Annotated in this window: 15 protein-coding genes; 8 read left to right on the top strand and 7 right to left on the bottom strand. The window is 36.9% G+C overall.

Features of this window, described 5'->3' with window-relative positions:
* The first annotated feature begins 11 nt into the window (after positions 1-11).
* The 5 genes from A3EE_RS0106730 to A3EE_RS0106705 all read left to right on the top strand — a co-directional run bounded on the left by A3EE_RS0106730 (position 12) and on the right by A3EE_RS0106705 (position 3,370).
* Positions 12-506 carry a hypothetical protein gene (locus A3EE_RS0106730; protein ID WP_157446924.1) on the top strand — a complete coding sequence of 165 codons (495 nt, stop codon included), beginning with the start codon at positions 12-14 and terminating at the stop codon, positions 504-506.
* Positions 507-674: 168 nt separating this feature from the next.
* Positions 675-968, top strand: a complete 294-nt coding sequence (locus tag A3EE_RS0106725; protein WP_018342676.1) for a TIGR03643 family protein — start codon at positions 675-677, stop codon at positions 966-968.
* A gap of 103 nt (positions 969-1,071) precedes the next feature.
* A complete protein-coding gene (locus A3EE_RS0106715) occupies positions 1,072-1,701 on the top strand; it encodes a flavin reductase family protein (protein WP_018342674.1) in 630 nt (209 codons plus the stop codon).
* Positions 1,702-1,747: 46 nt separating this feature from the next.
* Positions 1,748-1,885, top strand: coding sequence for a DUF2256 domain-containing protein (locus A3EE_RS21620; RefSeq protein WP_083921246.1), 138 nt, complete (start codon positions 1,748-1,750; stop codon positions 1,883-1,885).
* Positions 1,886-1,888: 3 nt separating this feature from the next.
* On the top strand, positions 1,889-3,370 hold the full coding sequence (locus A3EE_RS0106705; RefSeq protein ID WP_018342672.1) for a cryptochrome/photolyase family protein: 1,482 nt from the start codon (positions 1,889-1,891) through the stop codon (positions 3,368-3,370).
* Positions 3,371-3,453: 83 nt separating this feature from the next.
* Here A3EE_RS0106705 and A3EE_RS0106700 read toward each other — a convergent pair whose 3' ends face one another.
* The gene (locus A3EE_RS0106700) at positions 3,454-3,870 is read right to left on the bottom strand and encodes a DoxX family protein (protein WP_018342671.1); all 417 of its coding nucleotides are present in this window, start codon (positions 3,868-3,870) and stop codon (positions 3,454-3,456) included.
* Positions 3,871-3,974: 104 nt separating this feature from the next.
* Complete coding sequence (locus A3EE_RS0106695; RefSeq protein ID WP_018342670.1) at positions 3,975-4,478, bottom strand: hypothetical protein; 504 nt, start codon at positions 4,476-4,478, stop codon at positions 3,975-3,977.
* Positions 4,479-4,633: 155 nt separating this feature from the next.
* Here A3EE_RS0106695 and A3EE_RS0106690 point away from each other — a divergent pair, with 155 nt between their 5' ends.
* The 3 genes from A3EE_RS0106690 to A3EE_RS0106680 all read left to right on the top strand — a co-directional run bounded on the left by A3EE_RS0106690 (position 4,634) and on the right by A3EE_RS0106680 (position 8,583).
* Positions 4,634-5,197 carry an RNA polymerase sigma factor gene (locus tag A3EE_RS0106690; RefSeq protein WP_018342669.1) on the top strand — a complete coding sequence of 188 codons (564 nt, stop codon included), beginning with the start codon at positions 4,634-4,636 and terminating at the stop codon, positions 5,195-5,197.
* Positions 5,198-5,199: 2 nt separating this feature from the next.
* Complete coding sequence (locus tag A3EE_RS0106685; RefSeq protein WP_018342668.1) at positions 5,200-7,443, top strand: anti-sigma factor family protein; 2,244 nt, start codon at positions 5,200-5,202, stop codon at positions 7,441-7,443.
* A gap of 162 nt (positions 7,444-7,605) precedes the next feature.
* Positions 7,606-8,583: a hypothetical protein gene (locus A3EE_RS0106680; RefSeq protein WP_018342667.1), complete on the top strand. Its 978-nt coding sequence runs from the start codon at positions 7,606-7,608 to the stop codon at positions 8,581-8,583.
* Positions 8,584-8,648: 65 nt separating this feature from the next.
* Here the strand turns inward: A3EE_RS0106680 and A3EE_RS0106675 are convergent, their stop codons facing one another.
* The 5 genes from A3EE_RS0106675 to A3EE_RS0106655 all read right to left on the bottom strand — a co-directional run.
* On the bottom strand, positions 8,649-9,437 hold the full coding sequence (locus A3EE_RS0106675) for a hypothetical protein (protein WP_018342666.1): 789 nt from the start codon (positions 9,435-9,437) through the stop codon (positions 8,649-8,651).
* 114 nt (positions 9,438-9,551) lie between these two features.
* Entirely contained in the window at positions 9,552-10,646 is a 1,095-nt protein-coding gene (locus A3EE_RS0106670; protein WP_033417669.1) for a mechanosensitive ion channel family protein, read from the bottom strand.
* Between the two features lie 177 nt (positions 10,647-10,823).
* Positions 10,824-12,980 carry an OmpA family protein gene (locus tag A3EE_RS0106665; RefSeq protein ID WP_245553812.1) on the bottom strand — a complete coding sequence of 719 codons (2,157 nt, stop codon included), beginning with the start codon at positions 12,978-12,980 and terminating at the stop codon, positions 10,824-10,826.
* Between the two features lie 65 nt (positions 12,981-13,045).
* Positions 13,046-14,014, bottom strand: a complete 969-nt coding sequence (locus A3EE_RS0106660) for a PorP/SprF family type IX secretion system membrane protein (protein WP_018342663.1) — start codon at positions 14,012-14,014, stop codon at positions 13,046-13,048.
* 108 nt (positions 14,015-14,122) lie between these two features.
* Positions 14,123-15,186, bottom strand: a 1,064-nt coding sequence (locus A3EE_RS0106655; RefSeq protein WP_018342662.1) for a T9SS C-terminal target domain-containing protein, incomplete at its 5' end; no start/stop codon positions are given.

Below are 15,186 nucleotides of genomic sequence, written 5' to 3'. Positions count from 1 at the left end.
ATTCGTATAACATGAAAAGAATAATATTCCTATCTACGTTTGTTTTATCAATCACACTTTCTAACTGTGTGCGAAAAACTACTTATGTACGTGGAATGAGTTACCTTGCTTCAAGGCCTAAAATTGAAAGTGAAGTTTTACGGTTGGAACGTGTCGCTATTGCAGATACAACACTTGCATCTATATCCGGTGAAGTTTTCGGAATAGATAGTACTGCAAATACTGTAACGGTTGATACCTTAATAGGCGCGGTTGTTTGTTTCATTGAAAAAAATACCGGAAAGGTGTATGGAAGCCAGGCAGATATTCATGGGAAATATCATTGTGTTTTACCTGCATCTATGTATGATTTCAAAATTCAAAGTATAGCATACAATACGTTGATTGTACAAAATGTGATTGTTGGCACCGGAGATATAATAAAGTTTGATGCGTTATTAGGAGCGTCTGGTATGGCAAAGGATAGCTCTGTTTTTGTAATGAAGGCCGGATTTAAAATTGAATAAATAATTCACCCTATCCATACCAATCTTTTTTCTTCTGCAGTAGATTGATTACATAGTTTAAAGAAGTATTTTTTTTACTTCTAAAGGAAAAACTTCCGAACAAACTTTCATCTCAGTTGTTTTAACAGGAATAGTGTCTTTATAATAAATACACTTTCCCTTGAGAATATGTATCAGCAGAATCTACCATTGACAGAAGAGTACGATGTGAACCGAATTATTGAAATGGCCTGGGAAGACAGAACTCCGTTTGAGGCTATCGAAGCGCAGTTCGGACTTTCGGAAGCAGATATTATTGTATTAATGCGAAGAGAATTGAAACGCAGCAGCTTCATTTTATGGAGAGCACGCGTGCATAGTGGAGTGAGTCAAAAGCACGCGCAGAAAAGAAATCCGGAGATCGACCGATTTAGGTGTAGCCGTCAGAGAAGTATTTCCATCAATAAGATCAGCAAGCGCTAAATGGTGATTCAACTTATTGCAGATAAAATAACAGGGTATCATCCTGCCTTTTTTGCATATTGGAAGAAAGTAGAAAAAGAACTCATACTAACATATAAAAAATATGATTATTGATAAAGAGACACTAAGTGCATATGAAAACCGATATCGTGCTACCTTCATAAATTCCCTGGCTGGTATTAAGCAGGCATTTTTAATCGGTACCAAATCGAAAGACGGTTTCAGCAATCTTGCCATTTTCAATTCTTTGATTCATATAGGTGCCAATCCGCCGCTATGGGGTTTTATATGCAGGCCGGATGTGGTGAAGCGGGACACACTGAATAATATTCTGGAGACAGGTTATTACACCATAAATTATGTTTCAGCAACTGATTTTTCAAAAGCGCACAAGACCTCAGCTAAATTCAGTAAAGAAATTTCAGAGTTTGATGCCTGCGGATTTACAGAAGTATATAATGCTGCTGTTGATGTTCCATTTGTAGCAGAAGCCCATATAAAGGTATTGATGAAACTGCAACAGAAAATAGATATTACAATTAATAATACGATTATGATCATCGGTAGTATCGAACAGATTGAAATAGATAAATCAATTGTATCCGCAGATGGTTTTGTAGCCTTGGATAAATCGAATACACTTGCCTGTGCTGGCTTGGATGCATATTACGCTACCTACTTGATAGATAGATTACAGTACGCTACAACAGATGCATTGCCGTTAACAAAGTAGATGCTTACGTAAATATACGATTGCTTTCAGCGAAGAAAATTGAATAATGCAGCAAAAGAAAAAAAGAGATTTTCCGACGAAGATTTGCTCCACCTGTCAACGGGCTTTTACCTGGCGAAAGAAATGGGAAAAGGTTTGGGATGAGGTAAAGTATTGCAGCGATAAATGCAGAATCAATAAATAAAAAATGGGCATAGGTATTATTTTTCCGCATCAGTTGTTTGAACAAAATATACTTGTTTCAAAGTGCAAAACGATTTATCTGGTTGAAGAAGAACTGTTTTTTAAACAATATAATTTTCACAAACAGAAAATTGCTTTTCACCGGGCAAGCATGAAATTTTATGAAAGCTATTTTAAAGCTAACAAGGTTGAAGTGGTTTACATTGAGTCATTCAATGAATTGTCTGACGTAAGAAAATTGATTCCCTATCTTAAATCACAACATATTAATACATTCGAATATATTGATACAACGGATTGCTGGCTGGAACAAAGAATTAGAAGGGCTTGCATGTCTTCCGATATAGTAGTTCATAAAAATGCTTCAACACTTTTTTTGAATACAACAGATGAAATTCATATCTACTTTTCAGGAAAGAAGCGTTTGTTTCAAACCGATTTTTATAAACATCAACGGATCAGCAGAAATATATTAGTAGAAAATAAATCAAAACCAATCGGCGGTAAATGGACGTACGACGATGAAAACCGATTAAAATATCCCAAAGGTAAAATAGCGCCAACAGTAGATTTTGTAAAACGAAATAATTTTTATGCGGAGGCGATTACATACACAGAAACATATTTTGCCGGTAACTATGGGAGCCTGAACAGCACTGTTTCGTACCCTTCTACTTATTCTGAAAGCAAAAGCTGGTTGCGTGATTTTTTTAGCACACGTTTTTCAGAATTCGGAGCATATGAAGATGCCATTGTTTCGAATCAGCACATTTTAAACCACAGTGTGTTAACGCCTATGCTCAATGTGGGTTTGCTGACTCCTCAGTTTATCATTGATGAAGCAATCACCTATGCCTCAGAAAATAATATCCCGCTCAATTCTCTTGAAGGGTTCATCAGACAGATTATAGGTTGGAGAGAATTCATCCGTGCCGTATATGAATTAAAAGGTACTGAAGAGCGGACTAAAAATTACTGGGGTTTTACGCGAAAAATTCCACCATCGTTTTGGAACGGCACCACCGGCATTGAACCTATTGACGACACAATTAAAAAAGTACTGAAAACCGGATATTGTCATCACATTGAACGCTTAATGGTATTAGGTAACTTTATGCTGCTGTGCGAATTTGATCCGGATGAGGTATACCGTTGGTTTATGGAATTGTTTATTGATGCATACGATTGGGTGATGGTACCGAATGTGTATGGCATGAGTCAATTTGCAGATGGAGGACTGATGGCTACGAAACCCTACATTAGCGGAAGTAATTATTTAATGAAAATGAGCGACTACAAGAAAGGAGCGTGGCAGTCAGTTTGGGATGGTTTGTTTTGGCGATTCATGCACGTGCATCGTGATTTCTTTTTACAGAATCCAAGATTGGGAATGCTTGTAATGACTTTTGATAAAATGGATACTCAGAAAAAACAAACACATTTACTGAATGCTGATCAGTTTTTGGCATCACTGGCATTCGAATGATTTAGATTAATATATTCTCTCGCGCCAATCTTCAGACTGTGTGCATCATTCCGCAGTCTTTGCCTGCATTTATTTTAACATCATCACTTCTTCATCAATGCCTTTAACGCACCCGTACTCCATAGCGCCCAGAGTATAAGAACAGGCTGAAAGAACAATCGTGTCAATCGTTTTTGATCCGTATTTAAACCAAAGGCATCATAGTGATTTGTGTATTGCGCCAGGTTTCCTGGGAATACAAGCACATAAAAAATCGCCAATATAATTCCGATGTACACTTTTTGTTTGGTCCAGAAGATCAACGCCAATCCTAAGAGCATTTCGGGGATTCCTGATAAGAGTACAACCGTGTCTTTATTCATCGGCACCCAATTTGGAACCTGTGCCTGAAAGTCTGCACGTGCAAAAGAAAAATGCCCGATTGCCGCACCGACCATAAAAATACCTAAGAGAATACGTGCACTATTTTGCAGTGCATTAGTGTGTACATGAGTTTGCATAGCTGAAAGAAGTATTGGTTATTATATAATATACAAAAAAGCATTGAGAAAAATGTTTTCGCCCATCGTTTAAATGATGGGCGAACTAAAAGCAGTATGAATATTTATCGATGAAAGGCATTGATAACACTGCTTACCCAAATGGTATCAGGAGACGGAGCAGGAAATAAAGATACAGGTCTTGTGAATTCAACATTGTTAAAAGTGATTCGTATGCTTTTGGGTTCGCTCGTTGAGATGGGAGTATTATTTTTAGCGACGATCTCTGCCGTACCTCCTGTTGCTACCCATATACCTGTTACCGGATGTCCGATCCACATAGTGGTTCCATTCGGATTACCATCTGAATGAAAAACCACAGGAGATGCTTCAAGTCCATTTTTAAAGTATATGCTGAAACCATAACCCGTCGTGGGTTGTTTCAACGCAATTGTAAAGGATGGGTCAAAAGGGCCGTATATTTCGGTTACAATCGGATCGTAGGTTGTTGTAGTACCGCTTTGATCTACAACAACCAATTGATTGAGTCCCGGCTCAGTAGTTGTTTTTTTACAACTCGTAAAAATGAATGTGGATACTAGAATGGAAAAGAAGAAAAATGTTTTCATGACGTGGCGATTCTTTATTTTTTTCAATATAAATATATGGAAATCTACCCATTCAGAGCATTATATCAGACATTTTCGTGAAATTTAAAAAAGATTATAAAATTGCGGGTGACCTTTCACGTTTGGCTCCATTAAGCTAAAAATGAAGAAGATTTATGAATGATACAAAGATCTTAGAACTCTTACGACAGAGCAAACATTCTCCGGCGATGGATGAATTGTATGAAGCGTTTCCGCCCATCTCCAGATTCATTAAGAATCATGGCGGCTCTGAAGACGATGCGCGCGACACCTTTCAGGAAGCATTGATTATTTTTTGTCGTAAGGCTGCACAAGCCGACTTTAAACTTACGGCAAAGATCAGTACGTATATTTTCAGCGTATGTAAATTTCTGTGGAAAGATAAACTCCAGAAAGAAAACCGCTATGTGCACTCCTATGATTTTGAAAGAGAAGCCGACATTTCAGATGTGACAGAAGCGTATGAGCAAGAACAGAAGTATCAGTTTCTGGATAAGGTATTGCTGACAATCGGAGACCGTTGCAAAGAAATTTTAGAAGCATACTATGTTCACAAATGGAGTATGCTGGTGATCGCAGAAAAGATGGGCTACGGTTCCGAAGCTTCTGCGAAAAATCAGAAGTACAAATGCCTTGAAAAGGCAAGAGTGCTTGCAAAAGAAGAACAGTTAATATTCAATAAACTTGGGGAGGTATAGTTATGGAAAAGTTCACAACAGAATGGATCGAACAATACCTTGAAGGCAAACTGAGTGTTAGCGAAAGGTTGGAGATGGAAGAAGCGATGGCGCAGAATCCGGAGTTGAAAGAAGAAGTGATGCTTCAGCAGGCACTTGTAAACAAGATCGAAGATCAGGCCTTACGCGCTTTAGCGAAGGACGCACATCTTCGGTATATGAAGGGCAACAGCGGTTCCGGTATTTCTTCAAATGGAAAATGGATCTTTGGAATTACGGTGTTTGTGATTACACTTGCAACACTTTTGTTTTTTGTATCTAAAACAAATACAGGGGTAGAGGCTTCTAAAGAAACAAAATCAGATACAACAGAATTTGCAGATACGGATACAACTCAAATTCCTGCAGTCACAGGAGTAATAGAAAAAACGAATAGTGATTTTCCTGAGGTGCCGTTTATGGTGTATACATTTTTTGCAGAGAAAGGTGCAGAAATTAAAGACCCCAGATCGGGTACAGTGATCAAAGTATCTGCCAATAGTTTGGTCCATGCGGACGGCAGTATTGTAAAAGGAAAAGTTGTTTTAAAATATCGGGAGTTCAGAAATCAGGCAGACATTGCCTTGTCGGGTATCCCGATGACATACAAAGAGTATAATTTCAACTCGGCAGGAATGTTTGAAATATATGCGCTGCAAGATGGAGATACTTTAGGAATAAAAAATCAGAGTGCTGTAGCAATAGACTTTGTAATGACGAAGAACGAAGCCGGTATTGGATTTTATCAATTGGATCAGCAAAAACAAGAATGGGAGTTTATTGAGGCATTGAATAATAGACAAGAAGTTGTTGATGGGTTTAATGCAGTATCACGAATTAGAGAGGCTTGGCCCCAAAAGACACCTACATTCCAGGGAGATCTTAAAGATGCTTTTGTGCGTTCGCTGGGTTATCAGGAAGCGGTTATTGAAGGAAAGACGTCTATTCCGGAAGTACCGGAAAAACCCAAAGGAGACTTTAATAAGCTGTTTGAAGATGAAACATACAAACAGATTGCAGGTTCAGATACGAGCTCCTCATCGAATCGTATTGTGGTGGAAGAGATCAAGAAAGAGTTTAAAAAGAAAGAGTCGGGCTTTGCGGCGTTTTTTAAAAGAATACGTCTTTCAGGAGGTTCTATTGTTATTCCCTTGAATGAAAATCCAAAGGTGGATACCAGTTTGAGTATTGTCGTAAAAGATAGAAGATATACGATAATTGAAAATGGTAAAAATATTGTCATGACAGAACTTCAATCTTTAAAGGGATCTCAATTCATTTACAATGGAAATGCTGATTTTGATGCACTCGCAAAAAAGACTGTATACGATCTACGTCTCACAAGAGATACTACAGTATTAAATCGATTTGTATTGGAACTGAAGACAGACGAAGGATTGCTGAACTATCAATTACGATTGGAAAGTCCTGATTTTACTTCATTTGAAGAATATGATAAACAGCAACGATTGCGTATGCTGACGTACGACAATAGAATAAAACTCAAAGAAAAAGAATATCAGAATCTTGTTCAATTGAGAAATGAAAGAAAGGACTTGATGGACAGTGTAAGCTTTTATGGCAATGAAAGTATTTTCCGGATGGCGCGACTGATCATGACGGAAGATGAATTGAAAATGACTCAGGAAGAATGGTTCGCTTCATTGGATACAAACAAAACCCTGAAGGCACGGATTGATGCAACATTGGATTCCATCGAAGCTTATGGAGATGATGCAAATGTGTACATGAATAAACTTGCAAATGAACGGAAGAAAAATCTTGCAAATAAAGATCTGTTTGAGCAGACATACGTGGATTCAACATATTACCATCTGAACCTTTTGATGAATCTAAAAATAAAAGATTTCGGAATCTATAATTGCGATCAGGTGTACCGGATTCAAGCTCCGATCAGAATTAAAGCAAAGTATGTTAAGGAAGACAATACGGACCTACTTGATATTGTAGAGATGTCGCTGATTGATCCCAAAGTAAACGCTGCCTTCAATCTTTATACTCCTACATCATTTACATGTAGTGCATCAGGAGATAATATGGTACTGGTCTTTACAAAAAATAAAATCTATTTCTTCGATAAAGAAAAATGGAAAGCCGAACAAATAAAAAAAGGCGGTGTCTGGTATATATTTAAAATGACAGATATTACTGCTCAGGTGAAGACCTCTAAAGATCTGCAAAAGATATTGGAAGCAGATCCATTATAGTTTTTCGGAATAAAAATTTAGTTTAAAAAAGGTGCGGCAATTTATTGATGCACCTTTTTTATTTTAATAGCGTAGCATTATAGATGTCGGAAATAAAAAATATTAGATTTATGAGTATATTTAAAAACGCCAATCCAATTTTAAATTTTTAATTTAATACGCATGAAGATAAAATCACTAATAACCTTGCATGCTTTTATACTAACAGGTGCACTAGCATTGATGCCGTTCAGTAATTCATTTGGACAACTTTTCAATCCCAACCCATATAAAATCTACTTTACAAATCTTGATATTGAGCATACAAAAAAAGAAGTTGTGAGTAACAAGATAAAGAGGGTGTCGTCAAAAGAATATGAAATAAAAAATAAGAAATTGGGAAAAGAAATACCTAAAAGTGATTTTTATATAATTGAATTCAATGAAGCAGGTAATCCTGTTAAGTATTATTATAAAGATTATAGGTCAAAGTCGGATGAATATGACGGATTGAGTGAAATATTTACGTATGTATTTGAATACGATTCCTTAGGAAAATTGATTCACATTCAGGAATACGAATTACATTCCACTATTCCTTATTGTCATTATGAGATTGATGTTTATTTTTTCTATGATGAAAATAATAAGTTGATCAGAGAGGCATATACCAGGAAGTTTATCTATGATCCGGATTATAAGTTCAAAGGGAAAGATAATACATCTACCAAACAATATGTTTTCAATTATTCGGATTCAGGAACAGTATCGACTGTGTTTAGCGAAGGATATGCTACATACGATGAGGAAAAATGGTACGATACATTAACATTCAATTGTTCGTTCGATAGTGTATTTGTTGAAAAATATATACCCCGAGGAGTTAAGAAAGACAGTGAAGGGAGAGTAATTGAAAATACAAGCTATGCGATTCATGCATTATTAAGGGGCGGTGGCTGTGTGAGCCCCGATTCTCCGCATGATATTATAACAAAATATTACTATGGCAACAATGGTAAATTAGTTAAGTCTGTAAGTCATTCAAGAAAGGGGAAGTTGGTTAGAAGAAAACGTTGGACATATAATGAAAAAGGGTTGCTGCAATCCATACAAGTAGAGCATTCTGAAAAAATAACAATGTATGAATACGAATTTTATTGATTCAGTGAAATAAGTGGAAATGGCATGTAATCCTTAGTCCATATTGAAGTGCTCCTGACCACTGTTTACTGACCACTGTCAACTAATATTCCCTTTAACATATGTGCTAAAATAGGTGCACATTTTTCCTGACAGGAAGGATAGAAATTTCCGTGCTTCCAATGCGTTGATTTAGGAGATTGTCCCCACCAGAACTCAGCCATAGCAAGTGGTTGCATGTTATGCAGGAAAGCGTATTGTAAAAGTTTGGGTGCAGCACATTCACCTGCACCGCTCGGTGGATTTTTACGTGTTGCTTCTTTAAATATGTCAGTTAAACTTTTTTCTTCGCCTGCCTGATTTAAAAAGAAGTAATGATTAAATATTTTCTGCTGCAAGGCATTCGAATGTTCTTTGCGATCTGTTTTAAGCTGAGCGATCTGATCTGCATGTTCACTTGTATTTTCTTCAAGAGATTCTAGAAGGGCGTTGATACGGCTAAGTTCCTGCATACCTACATTTAGAAAACCGCCATCTATCAATAGATCAAAAACAGGAGGAACAAAATGATCGTGATGATTTTCGCCGGCTAACTTTCCTGAAAATGCAGCAAGATAACCAATCTCCTTCTCTTTATTTTTCACAAGCAACACACCAAACATTTTTCCAATAACAGTTCCATCTTCTATGGAATCTGATAAACCAAAATTATGACTCCAGTCGGTTTGTGTTTTTAAATACGATTGTAGTTTGTCTACTGCCAGTAAACATATCGGGTGCGGCTTATAGTTGAAAGGGTCGTTGAATAAGTCCGGCAGCGACGATGGATCAATCGCAGTGTCAAATCGGTTAAAGCAGGAAGATGGATTTGACATGGAGTAAAATTTATCGTTACGAAGAATAACCTGATTTAAAGAATAAATAATAAGGACTTTTTAATATTAATGTACTTCTGCGCTTCATTGCCATCACATGTATGTGACGGATAATTATGTCAAAGGTGAATCTGGATTTTTCACAACAACCATTCTGGAAGGAAATGGGATTTCTATATTTTCTTTATCGAAACGTTTCTTGATGCTTTCATATAGATCACACTTCATTATAAAACCTGAAGTATAATCTTTAGACCAGGCCCAGGCTCTTAGTATAACTGCAGATTCTGCTAATTCAATTACCCGTACAATAACTTTCGGAACTTCATTCTTAATTTCCAACAGTGTTCTGTATTCAATCAGATTGGGATGAGCTTCACATTCCAAACGCATGATCTCTTTGGCTAGATCGATGTTGCTGGTATATGAAATTCCAATTTCGATCATCTGGCAGCATTTGCTATTGCCAAGATCATAATTGATTATCTTTTCTTTATTAATAATCGCATTGGGTACAACGATCATTTTGTTTTCAGAATTCCGGATGGTGGTATGACGTAATGTAATGTCTGTAACAGTGCCGATCATAGCACCTGAAATTTCAATAATATCGTTAATTTTAAAAGGTTTGAATATGATAATAAAAATACCCCCGACAATATTTGACAATGCTTCCTGAGATGCTACACCTGCAATCAATGCAATAACACCTGCACCTCCTAAAGCAGTATGTGCAGTGCCTCTCAGAGATGGAAAAGCAAGGATAGCTAAAATAATTCCGAAAAAATAAATACCTAAAACGGCTAAATACCTGAGAAATCTATGACTTGTAGGATCTTCTCCATTTTTAATTTTATGACGAATGGTCCGGGCGAATAATGTTTGTACAACTGAAGCTCCGATTACGGTTAAAAGCAATATAAATCCTAAATACGTAAGTACCCAGAAATTTTTTGCAGCCTGAGCATATAGATCTTTGCTTATAAAAACGAAGCTGGCTGCACTCATTCCTAAAATATACCAAAGCGTCTTGAGAATTATTTTTACAAGATGTAAAGTAACAGGTTCTTCGTTCGGAAATTTTTCGATCTGTTTTTTTTCAAAAAAAGAATACAGCAAATTTGTCACGAGCTGTAACACAAACACAATTGCTGCTATAACAAACAGAAAAATGATCTCGGTACTATGCTGACTTATAAATTCTATCATAATAAGCAGGGGATATGAATAGGAGCAGATTTTGATTGAATGAACGTTCAATCCATTTAACGAACAATATACTTAAAATTCCATTATTTAATAAATCTGAATGAGCTACAAAAAAAACGTGCAGCCTGATATTCAGGCTGCACGTTGAGATAGCTAGTTGAAATGTAAAATTGTTATCTATAATTGAATAATCTGGAATTCTGTGCGTCTGTTCTCCTGGTATTGTTGTTCTGTACATTTTAAACAATCACAATTATTTACCGGCATGGTTTCGCCAAACCCTCTGAACTTTAAGCGGTCAATAGAAATGCCTCTTTCTACTAAATAATTCACAACAGCGCGTGCACGATTTTGCGAAAGTTTCATATTATACAAGTCCGAACCTCTGCAATCTGTATGAGAGTTTAATTGAATTTTCATATTCGGATATTGATTCAATAAAGTGATCAGCTGATCCAGAGATGGCTTCGCATCATTTCGAATCGTAGCTTTGTTGTAATCATAATAGATGTTTTCAATTTTATATACTTCACCTACTTCCAGTTTTTTTGCGTAGAGTGTATCAACGATCCGTACTGTGCCGATTGCGGTTTCTATACCTTTGGTAGAAATATATTTCTCTTTGCTGTAGTAATTTGTTTTAACAGCATAGGTGTGATAAATGTTGTTTGGTTTTAATTCAACATGAAGCAATTCGCCTGTAGCAAGTTTTACGGTGTCAGTTTTAATGCCTTCTTTTTCCATCCATACTACAGAGGGATTTTCGATCGGCTGTTTTGTTTTTTCATCCAATACAATGGCGGTATAACTGATCTGGAAATTAGATTCCATGTTAACGAGTTTTTCAATGGTGTCGCTGCCAATGACAGTTAACGTAGATAGCGGAACTTCTACAGGTTTGTATCCTGCTTTATTGATCCGCACATTATAATCTGTCTGCAAATACAGCGGCGTAAACATCTTGCCTTTTTCATTTGAACTGAACGTACGATTGTCGGGTGTACTTACAAATTCAATGTAACAATCCTGTAATGGTTTTTTAGTTACCCCGTCAATGATGGTAAGATCAAGAAAAATATTTTGCGCTATGTAACTGTATATATTATCATTTGCTTTGGCTGCCGGCCTGTTTGATGCAAGGTAAGCCATTTCTGAAGTTCGGTGCTGAACAAAAGACATATCGTCATACGAAGAGTTTACAGGAACTCCCATATGCATTGTTGATATAAACATTCCTTTTTGGTCACTCCATACGGCACGGTATATATCAAGTCCGCCTAATCCCAGCCAGCCGTTGGATGAAAAATATAAAACTGAATCGTTGTAAAATGAAGGGAATACTTCATCGCCTTCAGTATTGATTGTTTTGCCAAGATTAACAGGTTTGCTCCATTTGTTACGGGTATCAAGGGTTGTCATATATAGATCTATACCACCTTCACCACCTTTCATGTCGGAAGCAAAAATAAGAATCTTGCCATTCGGACTCAGTGTAGGGTGTATAGTAGAATACGTGCTTTTGTTGTGTACAAAAGATTTTATTTTCTCATACTCTTTTGTTTCCGGATTTTGTTTGGAAGCGATCATAATCTGCAAGTGTACCAATTTGTTCGGATCGGATTTCGGTCCGTTGTTGATCATGCTGATTCCATAATTTGTTCGTGTAAAGAACATCGTGTCTCCGTCGTGACAGAAGGTACATGGTCCATCGTGGTATTTTCCATTTACTTTTTTTCCCAAATTTTTAACTTCAGAACTCGATTTTCCTTCGCTGTTCGTTTCTGTAAACCGGATCTGATAAAACGAATCGCCTGTCCATTTATCTTCTTTGTTATTTTCAGTGTTGTATACAGAGTCTGTTGTAAATACCAGATCTGTATTCCGGAATGTAGGTCCGAATTCATATCCATCCGTATTGAATGCTTGAAAATATAAAACACCTGAAGGCGGAAGCTTCAATAACGAGTCTGCATAATCGCAGCTATTGATCTTGTTCGATACAGATCTGTTTCCAGGATTCACTGCCTGATATTTCAAAAATAATTCTTTGGCTTCTTTATATTTTCCTAAGGTCATTAATGCATCGGCATAATTCTGATAGGCATAGGAAGGAAAATTTTCGTTTTTGATAGCAATGGAATAGCAGGATACAGCCTGATCGAATTTATCGATCATTCGATAACAGTCTCCCAGCTTTACCAGGATCATTGGGTCATCGTTATGTTCTACAACTTTTTCATAATGTTTAATTGCTTCTGCAAATGCCAGGTGTGTATACATGTAATCTGCAATCATTAGATCTTTATCATGATTTGATTGTGCTAACGATTTCACGGCAATAAAAAATAGGGCGATAATAAAAAACAACTGCGCTCTCATAAATCAAATAGTTAAAAGATTTAAAATAATTTTATAAAACGTGGATTCATGTATTTGTTCTTGTCTTTTATGAAATCAAATCCAACTGTGAATTCATGCGTACCGTTATTATATGTTCGCAGATCGGATAGTGCATAATCATACGCATAACCGATGCATACATTGTTTGTGATCTGCATGAACAAAACACCTTCTATGGATTTATCTGTTCTGTATGTTGCACCGATCATAAAACGTTCATAGAAAAAGCAGGAAAGGTTTAAGTCGGCATTAAATGGAAGTTTATACATATCATTTACGGCGTAACGCATCAATACCTGTGGTTCAAGTTTAACAACCGGACTGATTGTAAAAATATATCCACCGCTTAAGAAATAGGTTCGTACTTGTTTTCCATAGATATCACTGTTTGAATTGAAACTGTTCTTATCATATCTATTTTGTACTAAGAATGGAATACCCAGGCCTGCATAATAATTTTTACCGCTTAAATATACACCGGTACCAAAGTTTGGAAGGGGTACATTTGATACGTCTCTGGAATAATTAATAGTTGGATCGTTTTGATCCATCGGATTCAGTTTGCTGTAATCCGCACTGTAAAGAGTAGTTCCTGCCTGTAATCCGAAAGACAAGGTGGTATGTGTATTGAGTTTGATTCTGTACGAACAATAAGCCATAAGATTTGTATTGGTAACAATGCCGGCTTTTTCACTATTTACAGAAAATCCTGCAGCAACCGGTCTGAATGCTTTCATGTAACTGCCAATCGGACCATCGATAGTAACAGAGCCGCCGGTAGGTGCACCGTCAATACCAGTCCATTGTCTCCTCCCATAAACATTGATCGTTGTAAGCCCTTTGTTTCCTGCATAAGCCGGATTGTATAAAAGCTTGTTGAACATAAACATGGTATAGTGCGGATAATTTTGCCCTTTACAGATTCCTATTAAAGTGAATGTAAATAGCAGGAGTACAAAATTTTTCATATGCTTAGATGGTAAAATTGTATTAGTGTAAAAAAGCTGGTTGAACGTTTAAAGATTTTCATGGACAGCTAAAAAATAAGCTGTCCATGAAAAAAGTGATTTGTAAACTTATTGTATCATAACGAATCCTGTGTATTCACCTGTTCCATTAGGTACTTCACTTGAATTCAATTTTAAAAGATAATAGTAAGTACCTGCAGGTAATGGACCGGAATCGTTTTTGTTTCTTCCGTTCCAGTTGTTGTTGTAGTGATCAGCATCGTATACAACATCGCCCCATTTGTCAAAAATCTCAAGAGAACAAGCAGGATAGTTTTCAATACCTTCAATGACCATAACATCGTTCAAACCATCATTGTTTGGTGTAACTATGTTGTGGATGTTTAATGCGATTGTGCAATTTGATTTTACAACCTGGAACGATTGTGTTACCTGGCATAAGTGAGCATCTAAAACAATAACATTATATGTTGAAGCTGTCAAGTTTAGTATATGTGTAACGCTATTGTTGGCAGACGGCATGGTGCAGCTGTATGGAGATGTTCCGCCGGTAACGGTTAATGCAATGGATCCATCATTTCCGGAACAGGTTTCATTACTTGCAATTCCTGATAAGGTTAATGCTGTAGGTTCAGTAATGGAATATTGAAAATCTGCTGTACAGCTGGTTGTATTGTCTGTAACTTCAACAGTATATTGACCAGCATTCAAACTGTTGATCGAAGCTCCGGATGAGCCATTACTCCAGTTGTATTGATAGGAAGCACTGGAAGAAACAGGTGCTAATGTAATTGTACCATTTGCTAAGCCGAAACAAGTAATGTTGTTTATTGTTTCACTAACCTGAGGATCTGCAAAGATTGTTACAGTAGTATTGGCAGAAGTTGCTTCACATCCATTTGCGTCGGTTGCTGTAACAGAATAATTACCCGCAGCGTGAACAGTGATCTGAGAACTTGCATCACCAGTGTTCCATAATACATTTGAACCGACAGATGCGGACGCAGACAATGTTACATCCTGAGTTGAACAGAAACTGGTCGGGCCAGATGCGCTAACAGTAACAGTTGGCAGTGCTAAAGAAGAAACGGCAACCGATGCAGGTAAAGAAGCACAAAGGTTAGTTCCTGTAGCAACGACTGTGTAAGTACCTGCAGAAGAAACGGAAGTTG

Origin of the sequence: Cytophaga aurantiaca DSM 3654, assembly GCF_000379725.1 — a bacterium.
In the GTDB taxonomy this organism is placed as follows: domain Bacteria; phylum Bacteroidota; class Bacteroidia; order Cytophagales; family Cytophagaceae; genus Cytophaga; species Cytophaga aurantiaca.
Note: the sequence above shows the minus strand (reverse complement) of the source record. Positions and strands in the feature narration are given on the sequence as shown.

Bases quoted from the DNA above. Each gene is read 5' to 3' on its own strand.
- A3EE_RS0106680 (WP_018342667.1), top strand. From the start codon at position 7,606: ATGAAGATAAAATCACTAATAACCTTGCATGCTTTTATACTAACAGGT.
- A3EE_RS0106670 (WP_033417669.1), bottom strand. From the start codon at position 10,646: ATGATAGAATTTATAAGTCAGCATAGTACCGAGATCATTTTTCTGTTT.
- A3EE_RS0106675 (WP_018342666.1), bottom strand. From the start codon at position 9,437: ATGTCAAATCCATCTTCCTGCTTTAACCGATTTGACACTGCGATTGAT.
- A3EE_RS0106700 (WP_018342671.1), bottom strand. From the start codon at position 3,870: ATGCAAACTCATGTACACACTAATGCACTGCAAAATAGTGCACGTATT.
- A3EE_RS0106690 (WP_018342669.1), top strand. From the start codon at position 4,634: ATGAATGATACAAAGATCTTAGAACTCTTACGACAGAGCAAACATTCT.
- A3EE_RS0106730 (WP_157446924.1), top strand. From the start codon at position 12: ATGAAAAGAATAATATTCCTATCTACGTTTGTTTTATCAATCACACTT.
- A3EE_RS0106660 (WP_018342663.1), bottom strand. From the start codon at position 14,014: ATGAAAAATTTTGTACTCCTGCTATTTACATTCACTTTAATAGGAATC.
- A3EE_RS0106705 (WP_018342672.1), top strand. From the start codon at position 1,889: ATGGGCATAGGTATTATTTTTCCGCATCAGTTGTTTGAACAAAATATA.
- A3EE_RS21620 (WP_083921246.1), top strand. From the start codon at position 1,748: ATGCAGCAAAAGAAAAAAAGAGATTTTCCGACGAAGATTTGCTCCACC.
- A3EE_RS0106685 (WP_018342668.1), top strand. From the start codon at position 5,200: ATGGAAAAGTTCACAACAGAATGGATCGAACAATACCTTGAAGGCAAA.
- A3EE_RS0106715 (WP_018342674.1), top strand. From the start codon at position 1,072: ATGATTATTGATAAAGAGACACTAAGTGCATATGAAAACCGATATCGT.
- A3EE_RS0106695 (WP_018342670.1), bottom strand. From the start codon at position 4,478: ATGAAAACATTTTTCTTCTTTTCCATTCTAGTATCCACATTCATTTTT.
- A3EE_RS0106725 (WP_018342676.1), top strand. From the start codon at position 675: ATGTATCAGCAGAATCTACCATTGACAGAAGAGTACGATGTGAACCGA.